Source organism: Zestomonas insulae (assembly GCF_016901015.1).
GTDB classification, from domain to species: Bacteria; Pseudomonadota; Gammaproteobacteria; order Pseudomonadales; family Pseudomonadaceae; genus Aquipseudomonas; species Aquipseudomonas insulae.
Window position 1 is genome coordinate 733,896 of sequence record NZ_JAFEUP010000002.1, and the last position, 20,969, is coordinate 754,864.

Sequence of the window (20,969 nt, forward strand, 5' to 3'; positions counted from 1 at the left end):
TAATACTTTCTCAAACTTTATCTTTGATTCTCTCATTGAATGGTTTTATTGGGTTTGTGCGGCCGGGGCTTTTGGGTTTCTGGTTCTTTAGTTTTTATATGTTTCTACTTTCTATTTGTTTTGTTGTTCTCTGGTTGTTATTTTATTTTTAGCTTTTTGAAAGGCGCATATAGTGCGATTGCTGCTCACTGGAGGGTCGGGTTTTGTTGGTGGCGCGTTTCTGGAAAGAGTCATAACTATTTCCGGGCTAAGTGTGCGTGCGCCTCTGCGCCATCTTCCAATAGGGGATCCCGGGGGTGTGGAGTTTTGCCAGGTAAAGGGGCTTGAGCCGACGGTGTCTTGGGCGGAGGCTCTCGATAACGTTGACGTCGTAGTGCATGCTGCTGCGCGAGTGCATGTTCTTGATGATGGGGCAGTTGACCCTGTGGCTGCTTTCCGTGAAATCAACTCAGAGGGCACTCTAAATTTAGCGCGGCAGGCAGTTGCTGCGGGAGTTCGCCGCTTCATCTTTATAAGCTCAGTCAAGGCGAATGGCGAAGCTACAGCGTTGGGATCACCTTACACCGTCGACTCACCAACCTGTCCTTGTGATCCTTACGGAATTTCAAAGCTCGAGGCCGAGTCTGGCTTACAGGCGTTGTCCGCAGAGACCGGGCTGGAAGTTGTTGTCATCCGCCCTCCGCTGGTCTACGGGAGGGGTGTTAAAGCAAACTTTCTCAGTATGATTCGTTGGGTATACCACGGTCTGCCGCTGCCATTCGGGGCGATTGACAATAAGCGGAGTTTGGTCGCGCTGGACAATTTGGTGGATCTGATGGTGACGTGTATTGATCATCCCGCAGCGGCTAATCGCACTTTTTTTGTAAGTGACGGTGAAGACCTCTCGACCACTCAGCTTTTGCGGCGCATTGGGTTCGCACTTGGGAGGCCTGCGCTGTTAGTGCCGGTGCCGGTTTGGATGTTAAATGCCGCGGCTTCGATATTGGGTAGACGTGATATTTCGCGAAAAATTTGTGGATCGCTGCAGGTGGATATCAGTGCGGCGCGAGAATTATTAGGCTGGCAACCCAAAGTAAGTATCGATGAGGCGATGCGCGAAACAGTCGCTGATTTTTTAGAGAGCCAGAATAGATGAGCATCTGGTGGTGTTTGCCGTTTGTTGCTGGTTTGACGTTTATGCTGACAGGAGCATTACGTCGTTATTCTCTTGCTCGCCAAATAATGGATATCCCCAATGCGCGCAGTTCACACGTGACCCCGACGCCAAGAGGTGGTGGGGTCGCCATTGTGCTGACTTTTTTAGCGGCCCTACCTGCTTTGGCGGCAACCGATTGGCTATCGTGGCCCTGGATGTGGTCGCTCCTGGGGGGGGGAGCATGGGTCGCGGCGCTCGGGTTCTGGGATGATCACCGCCATATTGCCCCTGCTTGGCGCTTGTGCGGGCACTTTCTTGGGGCGGTATGGGTATTGGTTTGGTCTGGTGGGCTCCCGTCGTTCGATGTATTTGGGACTAACGTAAGTTTGAGCTGGTTTGGCTATGTTCTGGGTGCGCTGTACTTAGTGTGGATGTTAAACCTCTACAATTTCATGGATGGTATTGATGGGCTAGCCAGTATTGAGGCGCTGTGTGTCTGCCTAGGAGGCGCGCTGTTGTATGCCTTGTTGGGGGTTTGGAAGTGCGGCGCGGTGCCTTTGGTTTTGGCGTCATCGGTAGCTGGATTTCTATGCTGGAACTTTCCGCGGGCCAGAATATTTATGGGCGATGCAGGCAGTGGTTTTCTTGGCATCTTGCTGGGGGCTCTGTCGCTGCAGGCAGCGTCGATCGAACCGCAGCTGTTTTGGTGCTGGTTGATCCTCCTCGGGGTCTTTATCGTCGATGCCACCGTTACGCTGTTGCGCCGCCTGCTCCGTGGTGAGCGAGTGCTTGAAGCGCATCGCAGTCATGCTTATCAATTTGCCGCGCGCAGTCTGGGGCGGCACGTGCCGGTTACACTACTTGTCGCGGGCATCAATTTGATTTGGCTTCTCCCCATTGCTCTGTGGGTTGGGGTGTGGGGAGGGGATGGTCTTGCGGGTTTGTTAGTTGCCTACGCTCCATTGATTTTGCTGGCGGTAAGGCTAAATGCCGGTGGTGCGGAGGCGGTAGCCTGAAGGCGAAGTGGCGTTCGTCGCCAATAAAGGTGGGAAAGGGATGAAGTTGCGTGAGCGCTTATTAGGATTGCCGCGGCAGTACAAGCGTCTGTTGCAAGTCACGGCCGATGCCGTGCTTGTATGGTTAGCCCTTTGGCTGGCGTTCTTCGTGCGCTTGGGATCTGTTGATTCGGTTCAGCCGTTCCAGGGGCATGCTTGGCTATTTGCCATTGCTCCAGTAATCGCCATTCCCTTATTCATTAGATTTGGTTTGTACCGTGCAGTCATGCGGTACGTAGGCAATGACGCTCTAGTAACCATCGCCAAAGCAATCAGCGTGTCAGCGCTACTATTGGGCCTCGTCGTGTATTGGTATCGCGATGCGCCCGCGTTGATCCCGCGCTCTCTGGTCTTGAACTACTGGTGGTTGAGCTTAATGCTCATAGGTGGGCTGCGGCTGTTGATGCGGCATTACTTCTGGGGGGATTGGTATGGCTTGGGGTTAAGCGCTTCGCCTGATCGGCGCGACGAACATTTGACCAAAGTAGCCATCTACGGTGCAGGAGTTGCCGGGAATCAATTGGTCGCTGCCTTGCGTGTAGGCAGGGCGATGAGTCCGGTTGCGTTCATTGATGATGATGAGGGAATCGTCAATCGGATGATTGCAGGGCTGAAAGTATATAAGCCCTCTCAAGTCTTGGACTTGATCGCGGAGACGGGGGCGCAGGAGATTTTGCTCGCCATGCCGTCAGTCTCAAGGGCGCGGCGACGAGAGATACTTGAGTGTTTGGAACCATTCCCACTGCATGTCCGGAGCGTGCCTGGATTCATGGATCTCGCGAGTGGGCGAGTAAAGGTGGAGGATATCCAGGAAGTTGATATTGCTGACTTGCTGGGTCGCGATTCGGTGCCGCCGCAGCAGACTCTATTCGAGCGCTGCATTCGCGGTGAGGTTGTCATGGTTACAGGCGCGGGAGGGTCTATCGGGGCAGAGCTGTGCCGTCAGATAGTCGCTGTCAGCCCAGGTGCACTTATTCTTTTCGAGCACAGCGAGTTCAATCTCTACAGCATTCACCACGAATTGCAGGCGCGCGTTGAGCGCGAATCGCTGCCGGTTCAGCTCATCCCGATTCTTGGCTCGATTCGCAACCCGGCGCGTTTACTTGAGGTGATGCGTGGTTGGCAGGTGAAGACCGTTTACCATGCGGCGGCCTACAAGCATGTCCCCATGGTCGAGCAAAATATTGCGGAAGGCGTGCTTAACAACGTCTTCGGCACCCTGAATACTGCGCAGGCCGCCCTTAGGTCCGGTGTGGAGAATTTTGTACTGGTTTCGACAGACAAGGCCGTGCGACCGGCCAATGTCATGGGAAGCACCAAGCGTTTGGCGGAAATGGTGTTGCAAGCGCTCAGCCGCGAGCCGGCGCCAATGTTGTTTGGTGAATCCGATGGAGTCCATCAGGTCAATAAGACCCGTTTTACGATGGTCCGCTTTGGCAATGTGTTGGGTTCATCCGGTTCGGTTATCCCTTTGTTCCGAAAACAAATAAAGCGTGGTGGTCCAGTAACGGTTACCCATCCAAGTATCACTCGCTACTTCATGACTATCCCTGAGGCGGCTCAGTTGGTAATTCAAGCCGGCTCAATGGGGCAGGGTGGGGATGTATTCGTCTTGGATATGGGGCAGCCAGTAAAGATCGCCGAGCTGGCCGAGAAGATGATTAATCTCTCCGGACTGACAGTTCGCTCGGAGAGCAATCCGCTGGGCGACATCCTCATTGAGTTCACGGGGTTGCGCCATGGTGAAAAGCTCTATGAGGAATTGTTGATCGGCGACAACGTGGTGGGTACCGAGCATCGCATGATCATGCGCGCCGACGAAGAGTACCTGCCTTGGGAGCGGATGAGGGTGGTGCTGGCCCTCTTGAATCAGGCTATTCGCGGGAACGACTACCCGAAAGTCCGAGAGTTGATGCAGGAAGCGGTCAGTGGTTATGCCCCCTCCGGGGAGATTGTCGATTGGTTGCATCTGCAACGTGGTTCAAAATTCAAGGATGCCGAACTTTAAGCTAGTGCCACTCTACGGTTAAGTTGTTGGTCGCGGAACATGGAGCCGCGATCACTTAACTAAATGGAATTTCCACTATGCTTAAAGCACACGTTTCTTCCCTTCTGTTCGCCGTTCTCGCTACTGTCTCCGTAGCAGTCAACGCCGCTGAAACCACTAAACCTCAAGCCAGTAAGCCGGTAGCAGCGGCCGCGAAACCGGCTAAAGAGGCTGCTGCCCCGGCAGTGGAAGATGCAGTGAATCTGAATACCGCCGATGCCGATACGCTGCAGAAAGAGCTGAGCGGCATCGGAGCGGTCAAGGCGAAAGCGATTGTCGACTATCGCGAGGCGAATGGCCCATTCGCGACGGTGGACGAGCTGCTGGAGGTCAAGGGGATTGGTGCGGCGACCCTGGAGAAGAATCGCGCGAAGCTGAGCATTAACTGAGCTAGTTAGCGTTGCTGAAGAAAGGCCGGTCTTGGACCGGCCTTTTGCATTTCATGCAGTAGCTTTGCCTGATATCTGGCGCAAACGAAAAAGCCCCGGAATTAACCGAGGCTTTTGAATTTGGCTCCGCGACCTGGACTCGAACCAGGGACCCAATGATTAACAGTCATTTGCTCTACCGACTGAGCTATCGCGGAACAACGATGCGTATCCTACTGATTAAAAAGGAGAAGTCAAGCGTCTGCCGACTTCTCCTTATCGCTTTTTACAGCACCTGGGCGATTGCGCTGGTCACCGCTGCGAGGTTGCGGGTGTTCAGCGCGGCGACGCAGATGCGGCCGGTACCGACAGCGTAAATGCCGAACTCGTTCTTCAGGCGCTCGACCTGCTCGGCGCTGAGGCCAGAGTAGGAGAACATGCCGCGCTGACGGGCAACGAAGCTGAAGTCGCGTGCGGCGCCTTGGCTTGCCAGCTGCTCGACCATGGCCAGGCGCATGGCGCGAATGCGGTCACGCATTTCGGCCAGTTCGGCCTCCCACATGGCGCGCAACTCGGGGCTGTTGAGTACCGAGGCCACGACTGTGGCCCCGTGTGTCGGCGGGTTGGAGTAGTTGGTGCGGATCACGCGCTTAATCTGCGAGAGCACGCGCCCGGCTTCTTCCTTCGAGGCGGTGACGATGGACAGCGCGCCGACGCGCTCGCCATACAGCGAGAAGGACTTCGAGAAGGAGCTGGAGACGAAGAACTGCAGGCCGGACTGGGCGAACAGGCGCACGGCGCTGGCGTCCTGGTCGATGCCGTCACCGAAACCCTGGTAGGCGATGTCGAGGAACGGCACGTGCTCGCGCTCGCGCAGGACCTCGAGGATGGCTTTCCAGTCGTCCAGCTCCAGGTCGACGCCAGTCGGGTTGTGGCAGCAAGCGTGCAGGACCACGATGGAGCGCGGCGGCAGGGCCTTGAGATCTTCCAGCAGCCCGGCGCGGTTCACGCCGTTGGTGGTGGCGTCGTAGTAGCGATAGTTGTGCACCGGGAAGCCGGCGGACTCGAACAGCGCGCGGTGGTTTTCCCAGCTCGGGTCGCTGATGGCGACCACCGAGTCAGGCAGCAGCCGCTTGAGGAAGTCGGCACCGATTTTCAGGGCGCCGGTGCCGCCGAGGGCTTGGGCGGTAACCACGCGACTGTCGGTGATTAGCGCCGAGTCGGCGCCGAACAGCAGGTTCTGCACTGCCTGGTCGTAGGCTGCGATGCCCTCGATCGGCAGGTAGCCGCGCGGCGCATGGGCGGCGATGCGGGCTTTTTCGGCTTCGGCCACGGCGCGCAGCAGCGGAATGCGACCTTCCTCGTTGTAGTAGACCCCGACGCCGAGGTTCACCTTGGTGGTCCGGGTGTCGGCGTTGAACGCTTCGTTGAGACCGAGGATGGGGTCGCGCGGTGCCATTTCGACGGCAGAGAAGAGACTCATGATGGATGCGGCAGCTCGAAGGTGAGGGTGAAAGCCATGCGTCCCCATGAGCAAGCGCTAGGGGGCACCTAAACGGGGCGCTAGTATAACGGCCCCGCGGGTGGGCGGCGACAGTGGAAACGCCTGAAATACAGGCCTTCGGCGCGAAATTCAGCTAGGCGTCGCGCCGCTTTTGTCCGCTGAGCGATGCCCGCAGTTCACTGGTTTTGACGTAGTCTGTGCGGGTGCGTCACAGCCGTATACCGAGGTAGGTCATGTCCGAGTTCCAGCTTGTCACGCGTTTCCAGCCTGCCGGCGACCAGCCGGAGGCCATTCGGCAGATGGTCGAAGGCTTGGAAGCGGGGCTGTCGCACCAAACGCTGCTGGGCGTGACGGGCTCCGGCAAGACATTCAGCATCGCCAACGTGATTGCCCAGGTGCAGCGGCCAACCCTGGTGCTGGCGCCGAACAAGACCCTAGCGGCGCAGCTGTATGGCGAGTTCAAGACATTCTTCCCGAACAATGCGGTGGAGTACTTCGTTTCCTATTACGACTACTACCAGCCGGAAGCTTACGTGCCGTCGTCGGACACCTTCATCGAGAAGGATGCCTCGATCAACGACCATATCGAGCAGATGCGCCTGTCCGCAACCAAGGCGCTGATCGAGCGCCCAGATGCGATCGTCGTTGCCACAGTGTCTTCCATCTACGGTCTGGGTAGTCCCGAGGAATACCTGAAGATGGTCCTGCACATCGACCGCGGCGACAAAATGGACCAGCGTGCGCTGCTGCGTCGCCTGACCGAGCTGCAGTACACCCGCAACGACATGGACTTTGCCCGCGCCAGTTTCCGCGTGCGCGGCGATGTGATCGACGTCTTTCCGGCGGAATCCGAGCTGGAAGCCATCCGTGTTGAACTGTTCGACGACGAGGTGGAAAGCCTGTCAGCCTTCGATCCGCTGACTGGTGAGGTGATCCGCAAGCTGCCGCGTTTCACCTTCTACCCGAAGAGCCACTACGTCACGCCGCGCGAGACGCTGCTGGGTGCGGTGGACCAGATCAAGCTGGAGCTGGCCGAGCGGCTGGAGTACCTGCGCAGCAACAACCGGCTGGTCGAGGCACAACGCTTGGAGCAGCGCACCCGTTTCGACCTGGAGATGATCCTCGAGCTGGGCTACTGCAACGGCATCGAAAACTACTCGCGCTATCTGTCTGGACGCGGTCCGGGCGAGCCGCCGCCGACCCTGTACGATTACCTGCCGGACGAGTCGCTGTTGGTCATCGACGAATCCCACGTCACCGTGCCGCAGATCGGCGCGATGTTCAAAGGCGACCGTTCGCGCAAGGAAACCCTGGTCGAGTACGGCTTCCGCCTGCCTTCCGCCTTGGACAACCGGCCATTGAAGTTCGAGGAGTGGGAGGGGGCGAGCCCGCAGACCATCTTCGTCTCAGCGACGCCCGGCCCTTACGAGGCGGATCACGCCGGGCGGGTCATCGAGCAAGTGGTGCGCCCGACCGGCCTGGTCGACCCTGATGTCGAAGTGCGTCCAGCGACCACTCAGGTCGACGACCTGCTGTCGGAGATCCACAAACGCGTGGCCGTCGAGGAGCGCGTGCTGGTCACCACGCTGACCAAACGGATGTCCGAAGATCTCACCGACTACCTGGCCGACCACGGCGTCAAGGTGCGCTACCTGCACTCGGACATCGAGACGGTCGAGCGCGTCGAGATCATCCGTGACCTGCGCATCGGCACCTTCGACGTGCTGGTCGGCATCAACCTGCTGCGCGAAGGGTTGGACATGCCCGAGGTGGCGCTGGTGGCGATCCTCGACGCCGACAAGGAAGGCTTCCTGCGCTCCGAGCGCTCCCTGATCCAGACTATCGGCCGCGCTGCGCGCAACCTCAACGGCAAAGCGATTCTCTATGCCGACCGCATGACCGGCTCGATGGAGCGGGCGATCGGCGAGACCGAGCGGCGGCGCAACAAGCAGATCGCCTTCAACGCGGCGCATGGCATTGTGCCCAAGGGCGTCAAGAAGGATGTCCGCGATATCCTCGAAGGCGCCGTGGTGCCGGGTTCGCGCAGCGGGAAGCGCAAGAGCCTGGCCAAGGTGGCGGAGGAGAGCGGTCGCTACGACTCCGAGCTGCGCTCGCCGAGCGAGATCACCAAGCGCATCCGTCAGCTCGAAGAGAAGATGATACAGCTGGCCCGCGACCTGGAGTTCGAAGCGGCGGCCCAGGTGCGCGACGAAATCCACGGCCTGCGCGAGCGCTTGTTGCAGGTGTGACCGCCCAAGGGTCAGCGGCGGCCGAAGATGATCAGCGTCACCCCGGTGAGGGTCGCCAGGCACGCCAGCAGCGCGGTGGTGCCGAGCGTCTCGCCGAGGATCAGGTAGCCGAGCAGCAGGGCCACCAGCGGGTTGACGAAGGCGAAGGTCGACACCAGGCTCGGCCGCACCTCGCGCAGCAGCCAGAAGTACGCCGGATAGACGCCTAGGCTGACCGGCAGGACCAGGTAGGCCAGCCACAGCCAGCCGTGCAGCGACAGCTCGCTGAGCTGCACGCCGTGCCAATCGCCGTGCAGGAGTCCGAACAGGGTCAGAAATGCGGTGCCGATCAGCATCTGCAGGCTCAGGCCCATCCAGCGCGAGGCAAACGGCGGGCGGCGACTCATCCACCACGCGCCGATCGCCCAGAGCAGTGTGGCGGCCACCACCAGCGCGCCGGCGAACCACTGCTGGGCGCTGGCGGCGCTGCCCAGCCCCTTGTTCATCAACAACACGATGCCGGCCGAGGCGAGCGCCAGGCCGCACAGTACCCACAGCGGCGGTCGATCGCCGAGCAGCCATTCCAGCGCCACGCTCCACAGCGGCAAGGTGGTGTAGAGCATTGCCAGCAGTCCGGTGGGCAGGTACTGGTTGGCATACAGCAGGGCGCCCTGGCCGATGGCGATCAGCAACAGGCTGCCGATCAGCGCGCTGCGCCCGTCACCCGGGTTCAAACGCGCTTGCCCGCTGGCCAGCGCCCAGCCCAGGGCGATGCTGCCGGCCAGGAGAAAGCGCAGGGTGGCGATCACGAAGGGCGGCAGTTCGCGCAGGAGGAAATGGTTGGCCAGGTAGGTGGTGCCCCAGCCGATGTAGATGACGACGAAGGCGCCGACGATCAGCAGGGTGCGGCGGCGGGAAGCAATGGCGGTCATGGGAAGCCTGAAACGAAACCGGCTGCGCAGGCGCAGCCGGTGGAACTCAGTGGGCGTCGGCGTTGCCGGTGGCACCGGCGGGCAGGGCGCGGGTCAGCAGCATGGCAAGCACGCTGACGGCCAGCACGATGCCGACGAAATGGAAGGCATCATTGTAGGCCATGATCATCGCCTGCTGATGCACCGTTTCGCTCAGCTTGCCGAGCGCGGCCGAGTCGCTGCCGAACTTCTCGGTGAGCAACGCCAGGCGCTCGGCCACCTGCGGATTGCTCGGCACCACGGCTTCGCGCAGGTAGTCGAAATACACCTTGGCGCGGCTGTCGAGCAGGGTTGCCAGCAGGGCGATACCGACCGCGCCGCCGAGGTTGCGCAGCACGTTGAACAGGCTCGACGCCGAGCCGGCGTCCTCGGGCTGCAGGTAGACGGTGGCGATCAGCGAGATGGTGACCATCACCATCGGCTGGCCTAGCGCGCGGATCAGCTGCACGACATGGAACTGCTCACCGGCGAAGTCTGGGCTGAGCACGCCGGAGGAGAAGCTGGCCAGCCCGAACAGGCCGAACCCCAGAGCGCAGAGCAGTTTGGGCGAGACGATCTGCATCAGCTTGGGCATCAGCGGAATGAGGAACAGCTGCGGCACGCCTGCCCACATGATCACTTCGCCAATCTGCAGCGCGTTGTAGTTCTGGACCTGTGCCAAGTACAACGGCACCAGATAGATCGAGCCATACAGACCCATGCCAAGGCCGGCGCTGGCGATGCTTGATAGGCCAAAGTTGCGATTGCGCAGGATGCGTAGATTGATCAGCGGGTTCGGTCGGGATAGCTGCAGGATCACGAAGAGGGTCAGCGCGGCGATGGAGATACTGCCTAGGCCGACGATCAGGTTGGACTCCAGCCAATCCTTGCGGTGGCCTTCCTCGAGGAACACCTGCAGGCAGCCGAGGCCGATCGCCAGGGTGACGATCCCAGCGTAGTCGGTGCTCTTCAGCAGCTCCCAGTGCGGCGGCTTCTTCTCCAGGCCGTAGAGCAGGCCGGCGATCAGCAGCAGGCCGGGCGGCACGTTGATGTAGAAGATGTACTCCCAGCCCCAGTTTTCGGTCAGCCAACCGCCCAGGGTCGGGCCGATGGAGGGGGCGAAGGTGGCGGTCATGGCGAACATCGCCATGCCCTTGGCACGGTGATGCTCGGGCAGCTTGATCAGTGTCAGGGTGAAGGCGAGGGGGATCAGTGCGCCGCCGGTGAAGCCTTGCAGGGCGCGGAACACGATCATGCTTTCCAGGCTCCAGGCCATCGAGCAGAGCAGCGAGGAGACGATGAAGCCGAACGACACCCAGGTCGCCAGGCGCCGCACCGAGAGCAGCTGCGCCAACCAGGTGGCCATCGGGATCATGATGATCTCCGCCACCAGGTAGGAAGTGGAGATCCACGAGCCTTCTTCCAGGGTGGCGGACAGCGCACCCTGGATGTCCTTTAGCGACGAGTTGGTGATCTGGATGTCCAGGATCGCCATGAAGGCGCCGAGCATCATGCTCATCACCGCGATCCAGTCGCGGCGCGTCGGCTCCGCGGTGGGCCGGATCAGCGCATCAGCCGCCATGGTTGGCGGAGTCGAGGGCGACTTTGACGGTTACCGACATGCCCGGGCGGATCTTGCCTTGCAGCGGGTTGTCCGCGGCGAACACCAGCTTGACCGGAATGCGCTGCACCACCTTGGTGAAGTTGCCGGTGGCGTTGTCCGGCGGCAGCAGGCTGAACTGCGCGCCGGAGGCGGCGAACAGGCTTTCCACGTGGCCTTCGATTGGGGTGTCGGGGTAGGCGTCGAATTCGAGTTCGGCCTTCTGCCCGGGCTGCATCTTGCCAATCTGGGTTTCCTTGAAGTTGGCCTGCACCCAGATGTCCTGATCCGGCACCAGCGACAGCAGGTAGGCGCCGGCCTGCACAATCTGGCCGTTGCGCGCCGCGCGCTGGCCGACCATGCCGCTGATCGGCGCGCGGATTTCGGTACGCGACAAGTTCAGCTCGGCCTGAGCGAGCTCGGCGCGGGCGGTGGCGATCTGCCCGTCGAGGCGCTTGAGTTCAGCATTCAGGGTGTCGACCTGCTGGCGCTGGGCGGACAGGTCGGCCTCGGCCTTGGACACCCGCGAGCGGGCCACGTGGCTGTCGGCGGCCAGGGTGGTAACGCGCTCCTCCGAGACGTAGCCGGGCTTGCGCAGGGTCTGCGCGCGCGACAGGTCGAGCTGGGTGCGGCCGAGGGTGGCCTGGCTGGCGGCGACGTCGGCCTGGCTGGCGGCGATCAGGCTGGCTTGCTGGGTCAGTTTGCTCTGAGCCTGCACCCGCTCGGCTTCGCGCGTGGCCAGGCTGGCGCGGGCGCGGTCGACGGCGAGCTGGAAGTCATCGGCCTCGAGCTTCACCAGCAGGTCGCCTTTCTCCACGTGCTGGTTGTCCTGCACCAGTACCTGATCGATGCGCGCACTCAGTTGGCTGGACAGGCGGGTGATCTCGCCCTGCACGTAGGCGTTGTCGGTGGTTTCGACGAAGCGGCCGACCAACAGCCAGTGGGCAAACAAGGCGGCAATGACCAGGCCGAGGGCAATCAGGAAAAGAAACAGGCGGCGTTGCAATTTGGCAGGCATGCGGGGCTCGAAACTCGGGCAGAAGTGTAAGGGAATTTATCAGTGTTCCCTGCAAGTCTGTAGCCGCTACACTCCGGAAACTTTGTTGCTTATGAGGAACAATCATGGGGCTGGATGACGCACTGGTCTTTACCCGTGTGGTCGAGTGCCACAGCTTCACACTGGCGGCACAGGCGCTGGGTATGCAGAAGTCCACGGTGAGTCGGCGTCTGGCGTTGCTCGAGGAGCGCCTCGGCGTGCGCCTGATCAATCGCACCACCCGCAAGTTGCGCCTGACCGAGGTGGGGCAGGCGTATTACGAGCGCTGCCGGCAGATCATGCTGGATTTCGCCGAGGCCGAGCAGGCGGTCATGCAGTTGCAGCAGGAACCGTCCGGCCTGTTGCGGATCAGCGCGCCGATCGAGTTCGGTCAGTTGTTCCTCGGCAAGGTTCTGGGCGCGTTCATGCGGCAATACCCGCTGATCACCGCCGAAGTGGAGCTGACTTCGCGGCATATCGATCCGGTCGAGGAGGGCGTCGATATCGCCATCCTGGTCGGCCCGCCGCAGGACTCCACCTTGATTGCCCGCAAGCTGTTCGAAAGTCGCCGGCGCCTGTGCGCCAGCCCCGAGTACCTGGCCAGTCATGGCGTGCCGGAGGCGGTCGAGGACCTGGCCAAGCACCGCGCGATCCTGTTGCCTTCGGATTCGCCGCGCTACTGGCCGCTGCTGGGTGAGAACGTGCCCTGCCAGCGGGTGCTGTCCTGCAACAACATCACCTTCGCCCGCGAGGCCACCCTGGCCGGCGCCGGTATCGCCGCGCTGCCGCTGATGATCAGCGAGTACGGAGTGCGCGCCGGTGAGTTGGTCGAAGTGCTGCCGCAGGTGCGCCTGCCGGTCGGCGAGATTCATGCGGTGTACCCGTCGCGACGCTTTCAGGCGATGAAAGTGAAAACCTTCCTGGATTTCCTGATGGGCAACCTGCCGCTGGAGGAGGGCCAGTTGCTGGAGCCGGCAACCGCCCGCCTGCTAACATTGGCGCTTTGACGCGGGCCTTCGCGCCCGCGCTTTTCTGACCGCTCCGCTGATTCGAGATTCCTGCAGATGACCACCGTTCGTACCCGTATCGCGCCGTCGCCGACTGGCGATCCGCATGTCGGCACCGCCTACATTGCCCTGTTCAACCTGTGCTTCGCCCGGCAGCACGGCGGCCAGTTCATCCTGCGCATCGAAGACACCGATCAGCTGCGTTCGACCCGTGAATCCGAGCAACAGATTTATGATGCGCTGCGCTGGCTGGGCATCGAGTGGGACGAGGGCCCGGATGTCGGTGGCCCGCACGGCCCCTACCGGCAGAGTGAGCGCGGCGCCATCTACAAGCAGTATTCCGACGAGTTGGTCGGCAAGGGCCATGCGTTCCCCTGCTTCTGCTCCGCCGAGCGCCTCGATCAGGTGCGCGCCGAGCAGATGGCCAACAAGGAAACCCCGCGTTACGACGGGCATTGCCTGCACCTTGATCCGGCCGACGCGCAGCGCCGTATCGCCGCCGGCGAATCCTATGTAGTGCGCATGAAGGTGCCGAGCGAGGGCGTCTGCGCCGTGCCGGACATGCTGCGCGGCACGGTCGAGATCCCTTGGGATCGCATGGACATGCAGGTGTTGATGAAGGCCGATGGTCTGCCGACCTACTTCCTGGCCAACGTGGTCGATGACCACCTGATGGGTATCACCCACGTCCTGCGCGGCGAGGAGTGGCTGCCGTCGGCGCCCAAGCTGATCAAGCTCTACGAGTACTTCGGCTGGGAACAGCCGGTGCTGTGCTACATGCCGCTGCTGCGCAATCCGGACAAGAGCAAGCTGTCCAAGCGCAAGAACCCGACCTCGATCACCTTCTACAAGCACATGGGCTTCCTGCCCGAGGCGATGCTCAACTACCTCGGTCGCATGGGGTGGTCGATGCCGGACGAGCGCGAGAAATTCAGCCTGGCCGAGATGATCGAGCATTTCGACCTGTCGCGGATTTCCCTCGGCGGGCCGATCTTCGACCTGGAGAAGCTGTCCTGGCTCAACGGCCAATGGCTGCGCGAGCTGCCGGTCGAGCGTTTCGCCGCGGAAGTGCAGAAGTGGGCGTTCAATCGCGAGCACCTGATGCAGATCGCGCCACACGTGCAGGGGCGGGTGGAAACCTTCAGCCAGATCGCGCCGCTGGCCAGCTTCTTCTTCATGGGCGGGGTGGCGCCGGACGCCAAGCTGTTCGAGCACAAGAAGCTCAGTGCCGAGCAGGTACGTCAGGTGCTGCAACTGATCCTCTGGAAGCTCGAGGCGTTGCGTCAGTGGGAGAAGGAACGCATCACCGGCTGCATCCAGGCGGTGGCTGAGCACCTCGAGCTCAAGCTGCGCGACGTGATGCCGCTGATCTTCCCGGCCATCACCGGGCAAGCCAGCTCGGTGTCGGTACTCGACGCCATGGAAATCCTCGGCGCCGATCTGTCGCGCTTCCGCCTGCGTCAGGCGGTCGAGTTGCTGGGTGGGGTGTCGAAGAAAGAGACCAAAGAGTGGGAAAAGCTCTACGCTTCGATCCCGTGAGTTTCCTGGCCGGTCGTCGCGGCCTGCCGGCCGCTTCCCGGTAAGTGGTTGTTCTAACGACGAATTCTTTTCACTGTGGTGGAAAAATTCTGTTGACAGCCTGGAGGGGCGCCCCTAATATGCGCCCCGTCCTCGCGACGGGGCTATAGCTCAGCTGGGAGAGCGCTTGCATGGCATGCAAGAGGTCGACGGTTCGATCCCGTCTAGCTCCACCACTTCACTGAAGTGGGTCGCGTTTAAGGTTGAAGGTTTCGTCCCCTTCGTCTAGTGGCCTAGGACACCGCCCTTTCACGGCGGTAACAGGGGTTCGAGTCCCCTAGGGGACGCCATATTCCAGCAGCTCCAGTGCAAACTGGAGCACGCCGAAGCAGTTCGGGGCTATAGCTCAGCTGGGAGAGCGCTTGCATGGCATGCAAGAGGTCGACGGTTCGATCCCGTCTAGCTCCACCAAATACCACTCAAGGCCAGCCCTAGTGCTGGCCTTGTTCTTCGAAGGTTTCGTCCCCTTCGTCTAGTGGCCTAGGACACCGCCCTTTCACGGCGGTAACAGGGGTTCGAGTCCCCTAGGGGACGCCATTTTTGCCTGCTCTGCAGGACTCTGAAGGGTCATCCAGTTTGGATGGCCCTTTTTGTTTTGCGCGATGCATTGGTGTCGGCTGCTTGGGCTGCCGGGTGCAATGGCGCATCATGCTGCACGTCTTAGTCTGCCTGGCCGTTCGTGATGACCTTCTCGCCTCGCCTCCTGACTTTTCCAGATCGAGACTCCTGCGTGCAGCATCTGGCTGCTGACCTCGGCCAGCAGCTGCGTCAAACCCTGGCGGCCAGGCCGCGCGCACGTCTGTTGCTGCCCGGTGGCAGCAGCCCGCAGGTGCTGCTGCCGTTGTTGCGCGAGCAGGCGCTGGATTGGCCGCGCATCGACCTGAGCCCGACCGATGAGCGCTGGGTGGCGGCGGACGATCCGCACAGCAACTGGCGCCTGCTCCAGCAGGGCTTGCCCCACGCTCATTGCCTGGACCCGCGCCAGGACGCGCAGCCCGAGGCTGCTGCGCTGGTCTGGGCGCAGCAGTTGGAGACCTGGCGGCGCTTCGACGCCGTGCTGCTCGGCATGGGTGAAGACGGCCATTTCGCCTCGCTGTTTCCCGGTATGCCGAACCTCGCTGCGGCATTGGATCCGGCGACGCCGGCCGGCGCGCTGGTCGGTATGGCACCGAGCGCCCCGCACCAACGTTTGTCATTGAATCTGAGCATGCTCTGCGACAGCGACTGGCTGGGCCTGCTGGCCTTTGGCGATGCCAAGCGCGCGCTGCTGGAGGCGACGTTGAGCGCGTCGCAGGGTAGTCGAGAGTTGCCGCTGCAGGCCTTGCTGGACAACGCCGGACCGTCGTTAACGGTTTATTGGGCGCCCTGAGCCGGTACACTGACGGGACTGGTTGAGCGCAATTCGGATATCGCCATGCTGCATCCCGTTGTCGAACAGGTCACCGCCGCGCTGGAGCAACGCTCCGCCGCGCGCCGCACGCGCTACCTTGAGCGCCTGCAGGCAGCCGCCGCGCGCGAGCCACGGCGCAAGCTGAGCTGCTCCAACCTGGCCCACGCGCTGGCGGCGCAGCCCGACGATGCGCGGCTGATCATGAAGCAGGGCGGCGCGCCGCACATTGCCATTGTCTCCAGCTACAACGACCTGCTTTCCGCGCACGCACCGCTGCGCGACTATCCCGAGCGGCTCAAGGTCGCCCTGGCCCACGCCGGGGCCACCTCGCAGTTCGCCGCTGGCGTGCCGGCGATGTGCGATGGCATCACCCAGGGCGAGGCGGGGATGCAGCTGTCGCTGTTCTCCCGTGACCTGATTGCCCAGGCTACCGCCATCGGCCTGACCCATGCGATCTTCGACGGCGGCCTCTACCTCGGGGTGTGCGACAAGATCGTTCCCGGCTTGCTGATCGGCGCGCTGACCTTCGGTCACCTGCCGGCGGTGTTTGTCCCGGCCGGGCCCATGCACTCAGGTCTGGCCAACAAGGACAAGGCCGCCATCCGCCAGCGCTTCGTGCGCGGCGAGGTCAGTCGCGAAGAGCTGCTGGCCGCCGAGCAGGCCGCCTACCACCAGGACGGCACCTGCACCTTCTACGGCACCGCCAACACCAACCAGCTGCTGATGGAAGCCATGGGTCTGCATGTCCCGGGCAGCGCCTTCGTGCACCCTCATACGCCGCTGCGCGATGCCATGACCGATGAGGCGGCGCGCCTGGTGGCGCGCAACAGCCAGCAAGGTGAGCGTTACCTGCCGCTCGGCGTGCAGGTCGATGCGCGGGTGCTGGTCAACGCCGTGGTGGCTTTGTTGGCCAGCGGTGGCTCGACCAATCATGGCCTGCACTTGCCGGCCATCGCACGTGCGGCGGGCTATGAGCTGACCTGGGAGGACTTTGCCGCGCTGTCGCAGGTGGTGCCGCTGCTGGCACGGGTCTACCCCAACGGTGCGGCCGACGTGAACCAGTTTCAGGCCGCCGGTGGTCCGGCGTGGATCCTGCGCGAACTGCTCGCCGCCGGCCTGTTGCACGCCGAAGTGCCGACTGCGGCTGGCGAGGGCCTGCAGGCCTATGCCCGCGAGCCGTGGCTGGACGGTGAGCGGTTGGCCTGGCGCGAGCTGCCGGCGCAGAGCCCGGCGCCCGACATCGTGCGCCGCCACGGCGAGCCGTTCGTGGCCGATGGCGGCTTCGTGCTGCTGCAGGGCAACCTCGGCCGCGCCATGCTGAAGACTTCGGCGGTCGACCCCGCGCATTGGCGCGTGCAGGCGCCGGCGCGGGTGTTCGACAGCGAAGCGGCGGTTCAGGCCGCCTACGCCGCCGGCGAGCTGATCGGCGATCTGATTCTCGTGGTGCGCTTCCAGGGCCCGCACGCCAATGGCATGCCCGAGCTGCACAAGCTGATGCCGTTGCTGGCCAATCTGCAGCAGGCCGGCCAGCACGTCGCGCTGGTCACCGACGGGCGTTTGTCCGGCGCCTCCGGGCAAGTGCCTGGCGCGCTGCATCTGACCCCGGAGGCGGCCCGCGGTGGCGTACTGGCCAAGTTGCGGGATGGCGACTGGATCGAACTCGATGCGCGGCAGGGGCTGCTGCGCGTGGCGTTGAGCGACGCCGAGCTGCAGACGCGTACCGCCGCGTTGCCGCCGGTGGCGCTTGCCGCAGGTTATGGATTGGAACTGTTTGCCGCACAGCGCCACCTGGTCGGGCCTGCCGATCAGGGGGCGACGAGTCTGTGCCGGGACGAATGAGGGGGAACGCGATATGAGCCTGACGATGGATGTGGTGCTGCAACAGGCCCGCCCGGTATTGCCGGTGCTGGTGATCGAGGACATCAGCCTGGCCCTCGACCTTGCCCGGGCGCTGCACGCCGGCGGCGTTCGGGTGCTCGAGGTGACCCTGCGCACGCCGCGCGCTTTGGACGCCCTGGCGGCGGTGCGCAAGGAACTGCCCGACCTGCTGGTCGGCGCCGGCACACTGATTCATACCGAGCAGTTTCTCGAGGCGCGCGAGGCGGGGGCTCAGTTTGCCGTCAGCCCGGGCTGCACCGAGCGCCTGGCTGCCGCCGCCGAGGATTCCGGCTTGCCCTATCTGCCGGGGGTGATGACCCCGTCGGAGGTGCTGCTGGCCCTGGAGTACGGCTATCGCTCGCTGAAGCTGTTCCCGGCCAATGGCAACGCCAGCGTGAAGATGCTGAAGAGCTTCAAGGGACCGTTCACCGGCATCCGCTTCTGCCCCACCGGCGGCATCACCCAGGACAACCTGCTGACCTTCCTGCGCCTACCCAACGTTGCCTGCGTCGGCGGCACCTGGGTCGCACCGGCCAACCTGATCCGCGCTCGCGCCTGGGATCAGATCACCCAGCTCGCCGCCGAAGCGTGCGAACTCGCCAACAGCCTGGAGCCGCACGCATGAGCTGGGACCTGGTCAATCCGTTCACCATCGACCTCAAGGTGGCCGCCGAGGATATCGACGGCCTCGGTCACGCCAACAACGCCGCCTATGTCACCTGGATGGAACGCTGCGCCTGGCGCCATTCGCAAAGTCTCGGCCTCGACCTGACCATGTACCGCTCGCTGGACCGTGCGATGGCGGTGCTGCGCCACGAGATCGACTACCTGGCTAGCGCTTACGAAGGCGAGGAGCTGCAAGTCGGCACCTGGATCGTCGCCTCCGACCATCGCCTGAAGATGACCCGGCAGTTCCAGCTGGTGCGGCCGGCAGATGCCACCACCTTGCTGCGTGCACAGACCACTTTCGTGTGCATCGAGCTGTCCAGCGGCAAGCCCAAGCGCATGCCCAAGGAGTTCGTCGACGGCTACGGGCCAGCGGTGATCGAACCCTATCCGCTACAGCTGTGACGCATCATTGCGTCGGCGCGAGAAACACGCCGTCGCTGTCGACGTCGATCAGGTAATGCAGGCGGGCGCCGGGTTCGACCAGCGTCGACTGACCGCGGATGTGCTGGCGGCTGGCCGCGCAGTACGCCGAACCGACTTGCGCGACTCCAAGGGCCAGCTCGCCACTGGGCACCGCGATGCTGATGCTGTCGCCGGGGTGCAGGCGTGCGGCCAGCTGGTTCTGCACGAACAGGCCGACATCGCAGGCATTCAGCGGCAGCTCGCGCGGTCGGGTCACCACCAGTTCGGCCTGGGCTGCCGGTGCCGGCTGTGGCGGGTTGAGCGCAGCGGCGTGGCTGGTGGTCGTGGCGATCAGCAGTAGCGTGGCGAACAGCAGGCGCATCGGGCGTCTCCTTCAGTGGCTGGTCAGTAGACCGCCATTGGTCGCCTGGGGTGCAGCTCGCGGTGCGCGGATTTTTGCTTCGCCGGCGATCGCCGTACACTGCGCGCCTTTTCCCGTGAAGCCCTGACCCATGCAAATTGCCCTGGCGCCGATGGAAGGCCTGGTCGACGAAATCCTCCGTGACGTGCTCACCCGCGTCGGCGGCATCGACTGGTGCGTGACCGAATTCATTCGCGTCAGCGAGCGCCGCCTGTTACCGGTTTCCACCTACCAGAAGCTCGCCCCCGAGCTGTTCGACGGCGCCCGCACGGCGACAGGAACGCCGATGCGCGTGCAGTTCCTCGGTTCCGACCCGGTCTGCCTGGGCGACAACGCGGCCTTCGCCGCCGAGCTCGGGGCGCCGGTGATCGACCTGAACTTCGGTTGCCCAGCGAAGACGGTGAACAAGTCGCGCGGCGGTGCGGTGCTGCTCAAGGAGCCGGAGCTGCTGCACGCCATCGTGCGCGAAGTGCGGCGCAGCGTGCCAGCGGCGATTCCGGTGACCGCCAAGATGCGCCTCGGCTTCGACAGCCCGGACGGTGCCCTGGATTGCGCGCGGGCTCTGGCGGAAGGCGGCGCGCAGCAGATCGTCGTGCACGCGCGGACCAAGGTCGAGGGCTACAAGCCGCCGGCGCACTGGGAGTGGGTGGCGCGCGTGCAGGAGGCCGTCGCCGTGCCGGTGATCGCCAATGGCGAGGTGTGGACCCTGGACGACTGGCGACGCTGCCGCGAAGTCAGTGGGGTGGACGACGTGATGCTCGGCCGCGGCCTGGTTGCGCGGCCGGACCTGGCGCGGCAGATTGCCGCCGCGCGGGCCGGCGAAACGGTGGTGCCGATGAGCTGGAACGAGCTGCTGCCGTACTTGCGTGATTTCTGGCTGCAGGCGCGCGGCAAGCTGTCGCCGCGCTATGCGCCAGGCCGCCTGAAGCAGTGGGTGGGGCTGCTGACGCGTAGCTACCCCGAGGCGGTGCAGTTGTTCGAGGCGATTCGCCGCGAGAACGACTGCAGCTTCATCGATCACCTGCTCGGCGTGACCTACGAGGCGCCCCTGGCGCTAGCGTGAGCGACACGTTCGGTCGGCGCCTGCGCCGTTGCGCAAAATCCGTCCTCTTGAAAATTATCGACGCGTCTCCAGATAGGGGAGTGTCGGGATGCCGAAGTCGGGTCCCGCACTTAACCACTCGCTGAAATTCAGGAGATGCTCCATGAGTAACGTACTTTCCCTGGCTCCGCTGTTCCGTCAGTCCATCGGTTTCGACCGGTTCAACGACCTGTTCGAATCCGCCCTGCGCAGTAGCGAAGCTGGCAGTTCCTACCCGCCCTACAACGTCGAGAAGCACGGCGACGACAGCTACCGCATCGTCATCGCGGCAGCCGGCTTCCAGGACAATGACCTGGAATTGCAGGTCGAGCGCGGGGTGCTGACCGTCAACGGTGCCAAGCGCGACAAGGGCAGCGACAGCGTGACCTTCCTGCACCAGGGCATTGCCCAGCGCGCGTTCAAGCTGTCGTTCCGCCTCGCCGACCATATCGAAGTCAAAGGCGCGGCGCTGCAGCATGGCCTGCTGAACATCGACCTGGTGCGCATCGTGCCGGAAGAGGCCAAGGCCAAGCGCATTCCCATCAGCACCGAGCGTCCGGCGCTCGATTACTGAGCCGCGGCTATGCACACCACAGGGCGCCTTCGGGCGCCCTGTTGGT

At 62.9% G+C, this 20,969-nt stretch carries 18 protein-coding genes and 5 tRNA genes; 17 read left to right on the forward strand and 6 right to left on the reverse strand.

The annotated features are described in order from the left end of the window. Positions 1-172: 172 nt before the first annotated feature. From JQX08_RS08990 to JQX08_RS09005, 4 genes are all read left to right on the forward strand, one after another. Positions 173-1,135, forward strand: a complete 963-nt coding sequence (locus tag JQX08_RS08990; RefSeq protein ID WP_205348030.1) for an NAD-dependent epimerase/dehydratase family protein — start codon at positions 173-175, stop codon at positions 1,133-1,135. Further along, positions 1,132-2,151 (forward strand): MraY family glycosyltransferase, encoded by a 1,020-nt coding sequence (locus JQX08_RS08995; RefSeq protein ID WP_205348031.1) that lies wholly within the window; start codon positions 1,132-1,134, stop codon positions 2,149-2,151. The genes JQX08_RS08990 and JQX08_RS08995 overlap by 4 nt, the downstream gene beginning before the upstream one ends. 40 nt (positions 2,152-2,191) lie before the next feature. Then, complete coding sequence (locus tag JQX08_RS09000) at positions 2,192-4,198, forward strand: polysaccharide biosynthesis protein (RefSeq protein ID WP_205348207.1); 2,007 nt, start codon at positions 2,192-2,194, stop codon at positions 4,196-4,198. Positions 4,199-4,275: 77 nt separating this feature from the next. Then, entirely contained in the window at positions 4,276-4,626 is a 351-nt protein-coding gene (locus JQX08_RS09005; protein ID WP_205348032.1) for a ComEA family DNA-binding protein, read from the forward strand. Between the two features lie 121 nt (positions 4,627-4,747). On the opposite strand, the gene JQX08_RS09010 is transcribed toward JQX08_RS09005, so the two are convergent. Next, positions 4,748-4,823, reverse strand: a tRNA-Asn gene (locus JQX08_RS09010). 68 nt (positions 4,824-4,891) lie between these two features. Further along, positions 4,892-6,088, reverse strand: a complete 1,197-nt coding sequence (locus JQX08_RS09015; protein WP_205348033.1) for an amino acid aminotransferase — start codon at positions 6,086-6,088, stop codon at positions 4,892-4,894. 254 nt (positions 6,089-6,342) lie between these two features. Here JQX08_RS09015 and uvrB point away from each other — a divergent pair, with 254 nt between their 5' ends. After that, positions 6,343-8,358, forward strand: a complete 2,016-nt coding sequence (gene uvrB / locus JQX08_RS09020) for an excinuclease ABC subunit UvrB (RefSeq protein WP_205348034.1) — start codon at positions 6,343-6,345, stop codon at positions 8,356-8,358. 11 nt (positions 8,359-8,369) lie between these two features. On the opposite strand, the gene JQX08_RS09025 is transcribed toward uvrB, so the two are convergent. The 3 genes from JQX08_RS09025 to JQX08_RS09035 are packed head-to-tail and all read right to left on the reverse strand — an operon-like array spanning position 8,370 to position 11,905. Beyond that, a complete protein-coding gene (locus JQX08_RS09025; protein ID WP_205348035.1) occupies positions 8,370-9,269 on the reverse strand; it encodes an EamA family transporter in 900 nt (299 codons plus the stop codon). Positions 9,270-9,315: 46 nt separating this feature from the next. Next, entirely contained in the window at positions 9,316-10,869 is a 1,554-nt protein-coding gene (locus tag JQX08_RS09030) for an MDR family MFS transporter (protein WP_239482050.1), read from the reverse strand. Continuing rightward, complete coding sequence (locus JQX08_RS09035) at positions 10,859-11,905, reverse strand: HlyD family secretion protein (protein ID WP_205348036.1); 1,047 nt, start codon at positions 11,903-11,905, stop codon at positions 10,859-10,861. The genes JQX08_RS09030 and JQX08_RS09035 overlap by 11 nt, the downstream gene beginning before the upstream one ends. Before the next feature lie 104 nt (positions 11,906-12,009). Between JQX08_RS09035 and JQX08_RS09040 the strand changes: the two genes are divergently transcribed. The 10 genes from JQX08_RS09040 (at position 12,010) to JQX08_RS09085 (ending at position 18,847) form a co-directional block, all read left to right on the forward strand. Next, the gene (locus tag JQX08_RS09040) at positions 12,010-12,930 is read left to right on the forward strand and encodes a LysR family transcriptional regulator (RefSeq protein WP_205348037.1); all 921 of its coding nucleotides are present in this window, start codon (positions 12,010-12,012) and stop codon (positions 12,928-12,930) included. 57 nt (positions 12,931-12,987) lie between these two features. Next, positions 12,988-14,469 carry a glutamate--tRNA ligase gene (gltX, locus tag JQX08_RS09045; RefSeq protein ID WP_205348038.1) on the forward strand — a complete coding sequence of 494 codons (1,482 nt, stop codon included), beginning with the start codon at positions 12,988-12,990 and terminating at the stop codon, positions 14,467-14,469. Positions 14,470-14,608: 139 nt separating this feature from the next. After that, positions 14,609-14,684 (forward strand) — tRNA-Ala (locus JQX08_RS09050). Between the two features lie 38 nt (positions 14,685-14,722). Continuing rightward, positions 14,723-14,798: transfer RNA gene (locus tag JQX08_RS09055), tRNA-Glu, on the forward strand. Positions 14,799-14,843: 45 nt separating this feature from the next. Further along, positions 14,844-14,919, forward strand: a tRNA-Ala gene (locus JQX08_RS09060). Positions 14,920-14,969: 50 nt separating this feature from the next. Next, positions 14,970-15,045 (forward strand) — tRNA-Glu (locus tag JQX08_RS09065). 145 nt (positions 15,046-15,190) lie between these two features. Then, the gene (gene pgl, locus JQX08_RS09070; RefSeq protein ID WP_283246517.1) at positions 15,191-15,877 is read left to right on the forward strand and encodes a 6-phosphogluconolactonase; all 687 of its coding nucleotides are present in this window, start codon (positions 15,191-15,193) and stop codon (positions 15,875-15,877) included. Positions 15,878-15,925: 48 nt separating this feature from the next. Further along, positions 15,926-17,737 carry a phosphogluconate dehydratase gene (edd, locus tag JQX08_RS09075; protein WP_205348209.1) on the forward strand — a complete coding sequence of 604 codons (1,812 nt, stop codon included), beginning with the start codon at positions 15,926-15,928 and terminating at the stop codon, positions 17,735-17,737. Between the two features lie 13 nt (positions 17,738-17,750). Next, complete coding sequence (locus JQX08_RS09080; protein WP_205348040.1) at positions 17,751-18,401, forward strand: bifunctional 4-hydroxy-2-oxoglutarate aldolase/2-dehydro-3-deoxy-phosphogluconate aldolase; 651 nt, start codon at positions 17,751-17,753, stop codon at positions 18,399-18,401. Next, positions 18,398-18,847 carry an acyl-CoA thioesterase gene (locus JQX08_RS09085; protein WP_205348041.1) on the forward strand — a complete coding sequence of 150 codons (450 nt, stop codon included), beginning with the start codon at positions 18,398-18,400 and terminating at the stop codon, positions 18,845-18,847. The genes JQX08_RS09080 and JQX08_RS09085 overlap by 4 nt, the downstream gene beginning before the upstream one ends. 4 nt (positions 18,848-18,851) lie before the next feature. On the opposite strand, the gene JQX08_RS09090 is transcribed toward JQX08_RS09085, so the two are convergent. Further along, complete coding sequence (locus tag JQX08_RS09090; RefSeq protein WP_205348042.1) at positions 18,852-19,229, reverse strand: hypothetical protein; 378 nt, start codon at positions 19,227-19,229, stop codon at positions 18,852-18,854. Positions 19,230-19,359: 130 nt separating this feature from the next. Here JQX08_RS09090 and JQX08_RS09095 point away from each other — a divergent pair, with 130 nt between their 5' ends. Continuing rightward, positions 19,360-20,331, forward strand: coding sequence for a tRNA dihydrouridine synthase (locus tag JQX08_RS09095; RefSeq protein WP_205348043.1), 972 nt, complete (start codon positions 19,360-19,362; stop codon positions 20,329-20,331). Positions 20,332-20,473: 142 nt separating this feature from the next. Then, positions 20,474-20,923, forward strand: coding sequence for an Hsp20 family protein (locus JQX08_RS09100; RefSeq protein ID WP_205348044.1), 450 nt, complete (start codon positions 20,474-20,476; stop codon positions 20,921-20,923). The last annotated feature ends 46 nt before the right edge of the window (positions 20,924-20,969 follow it).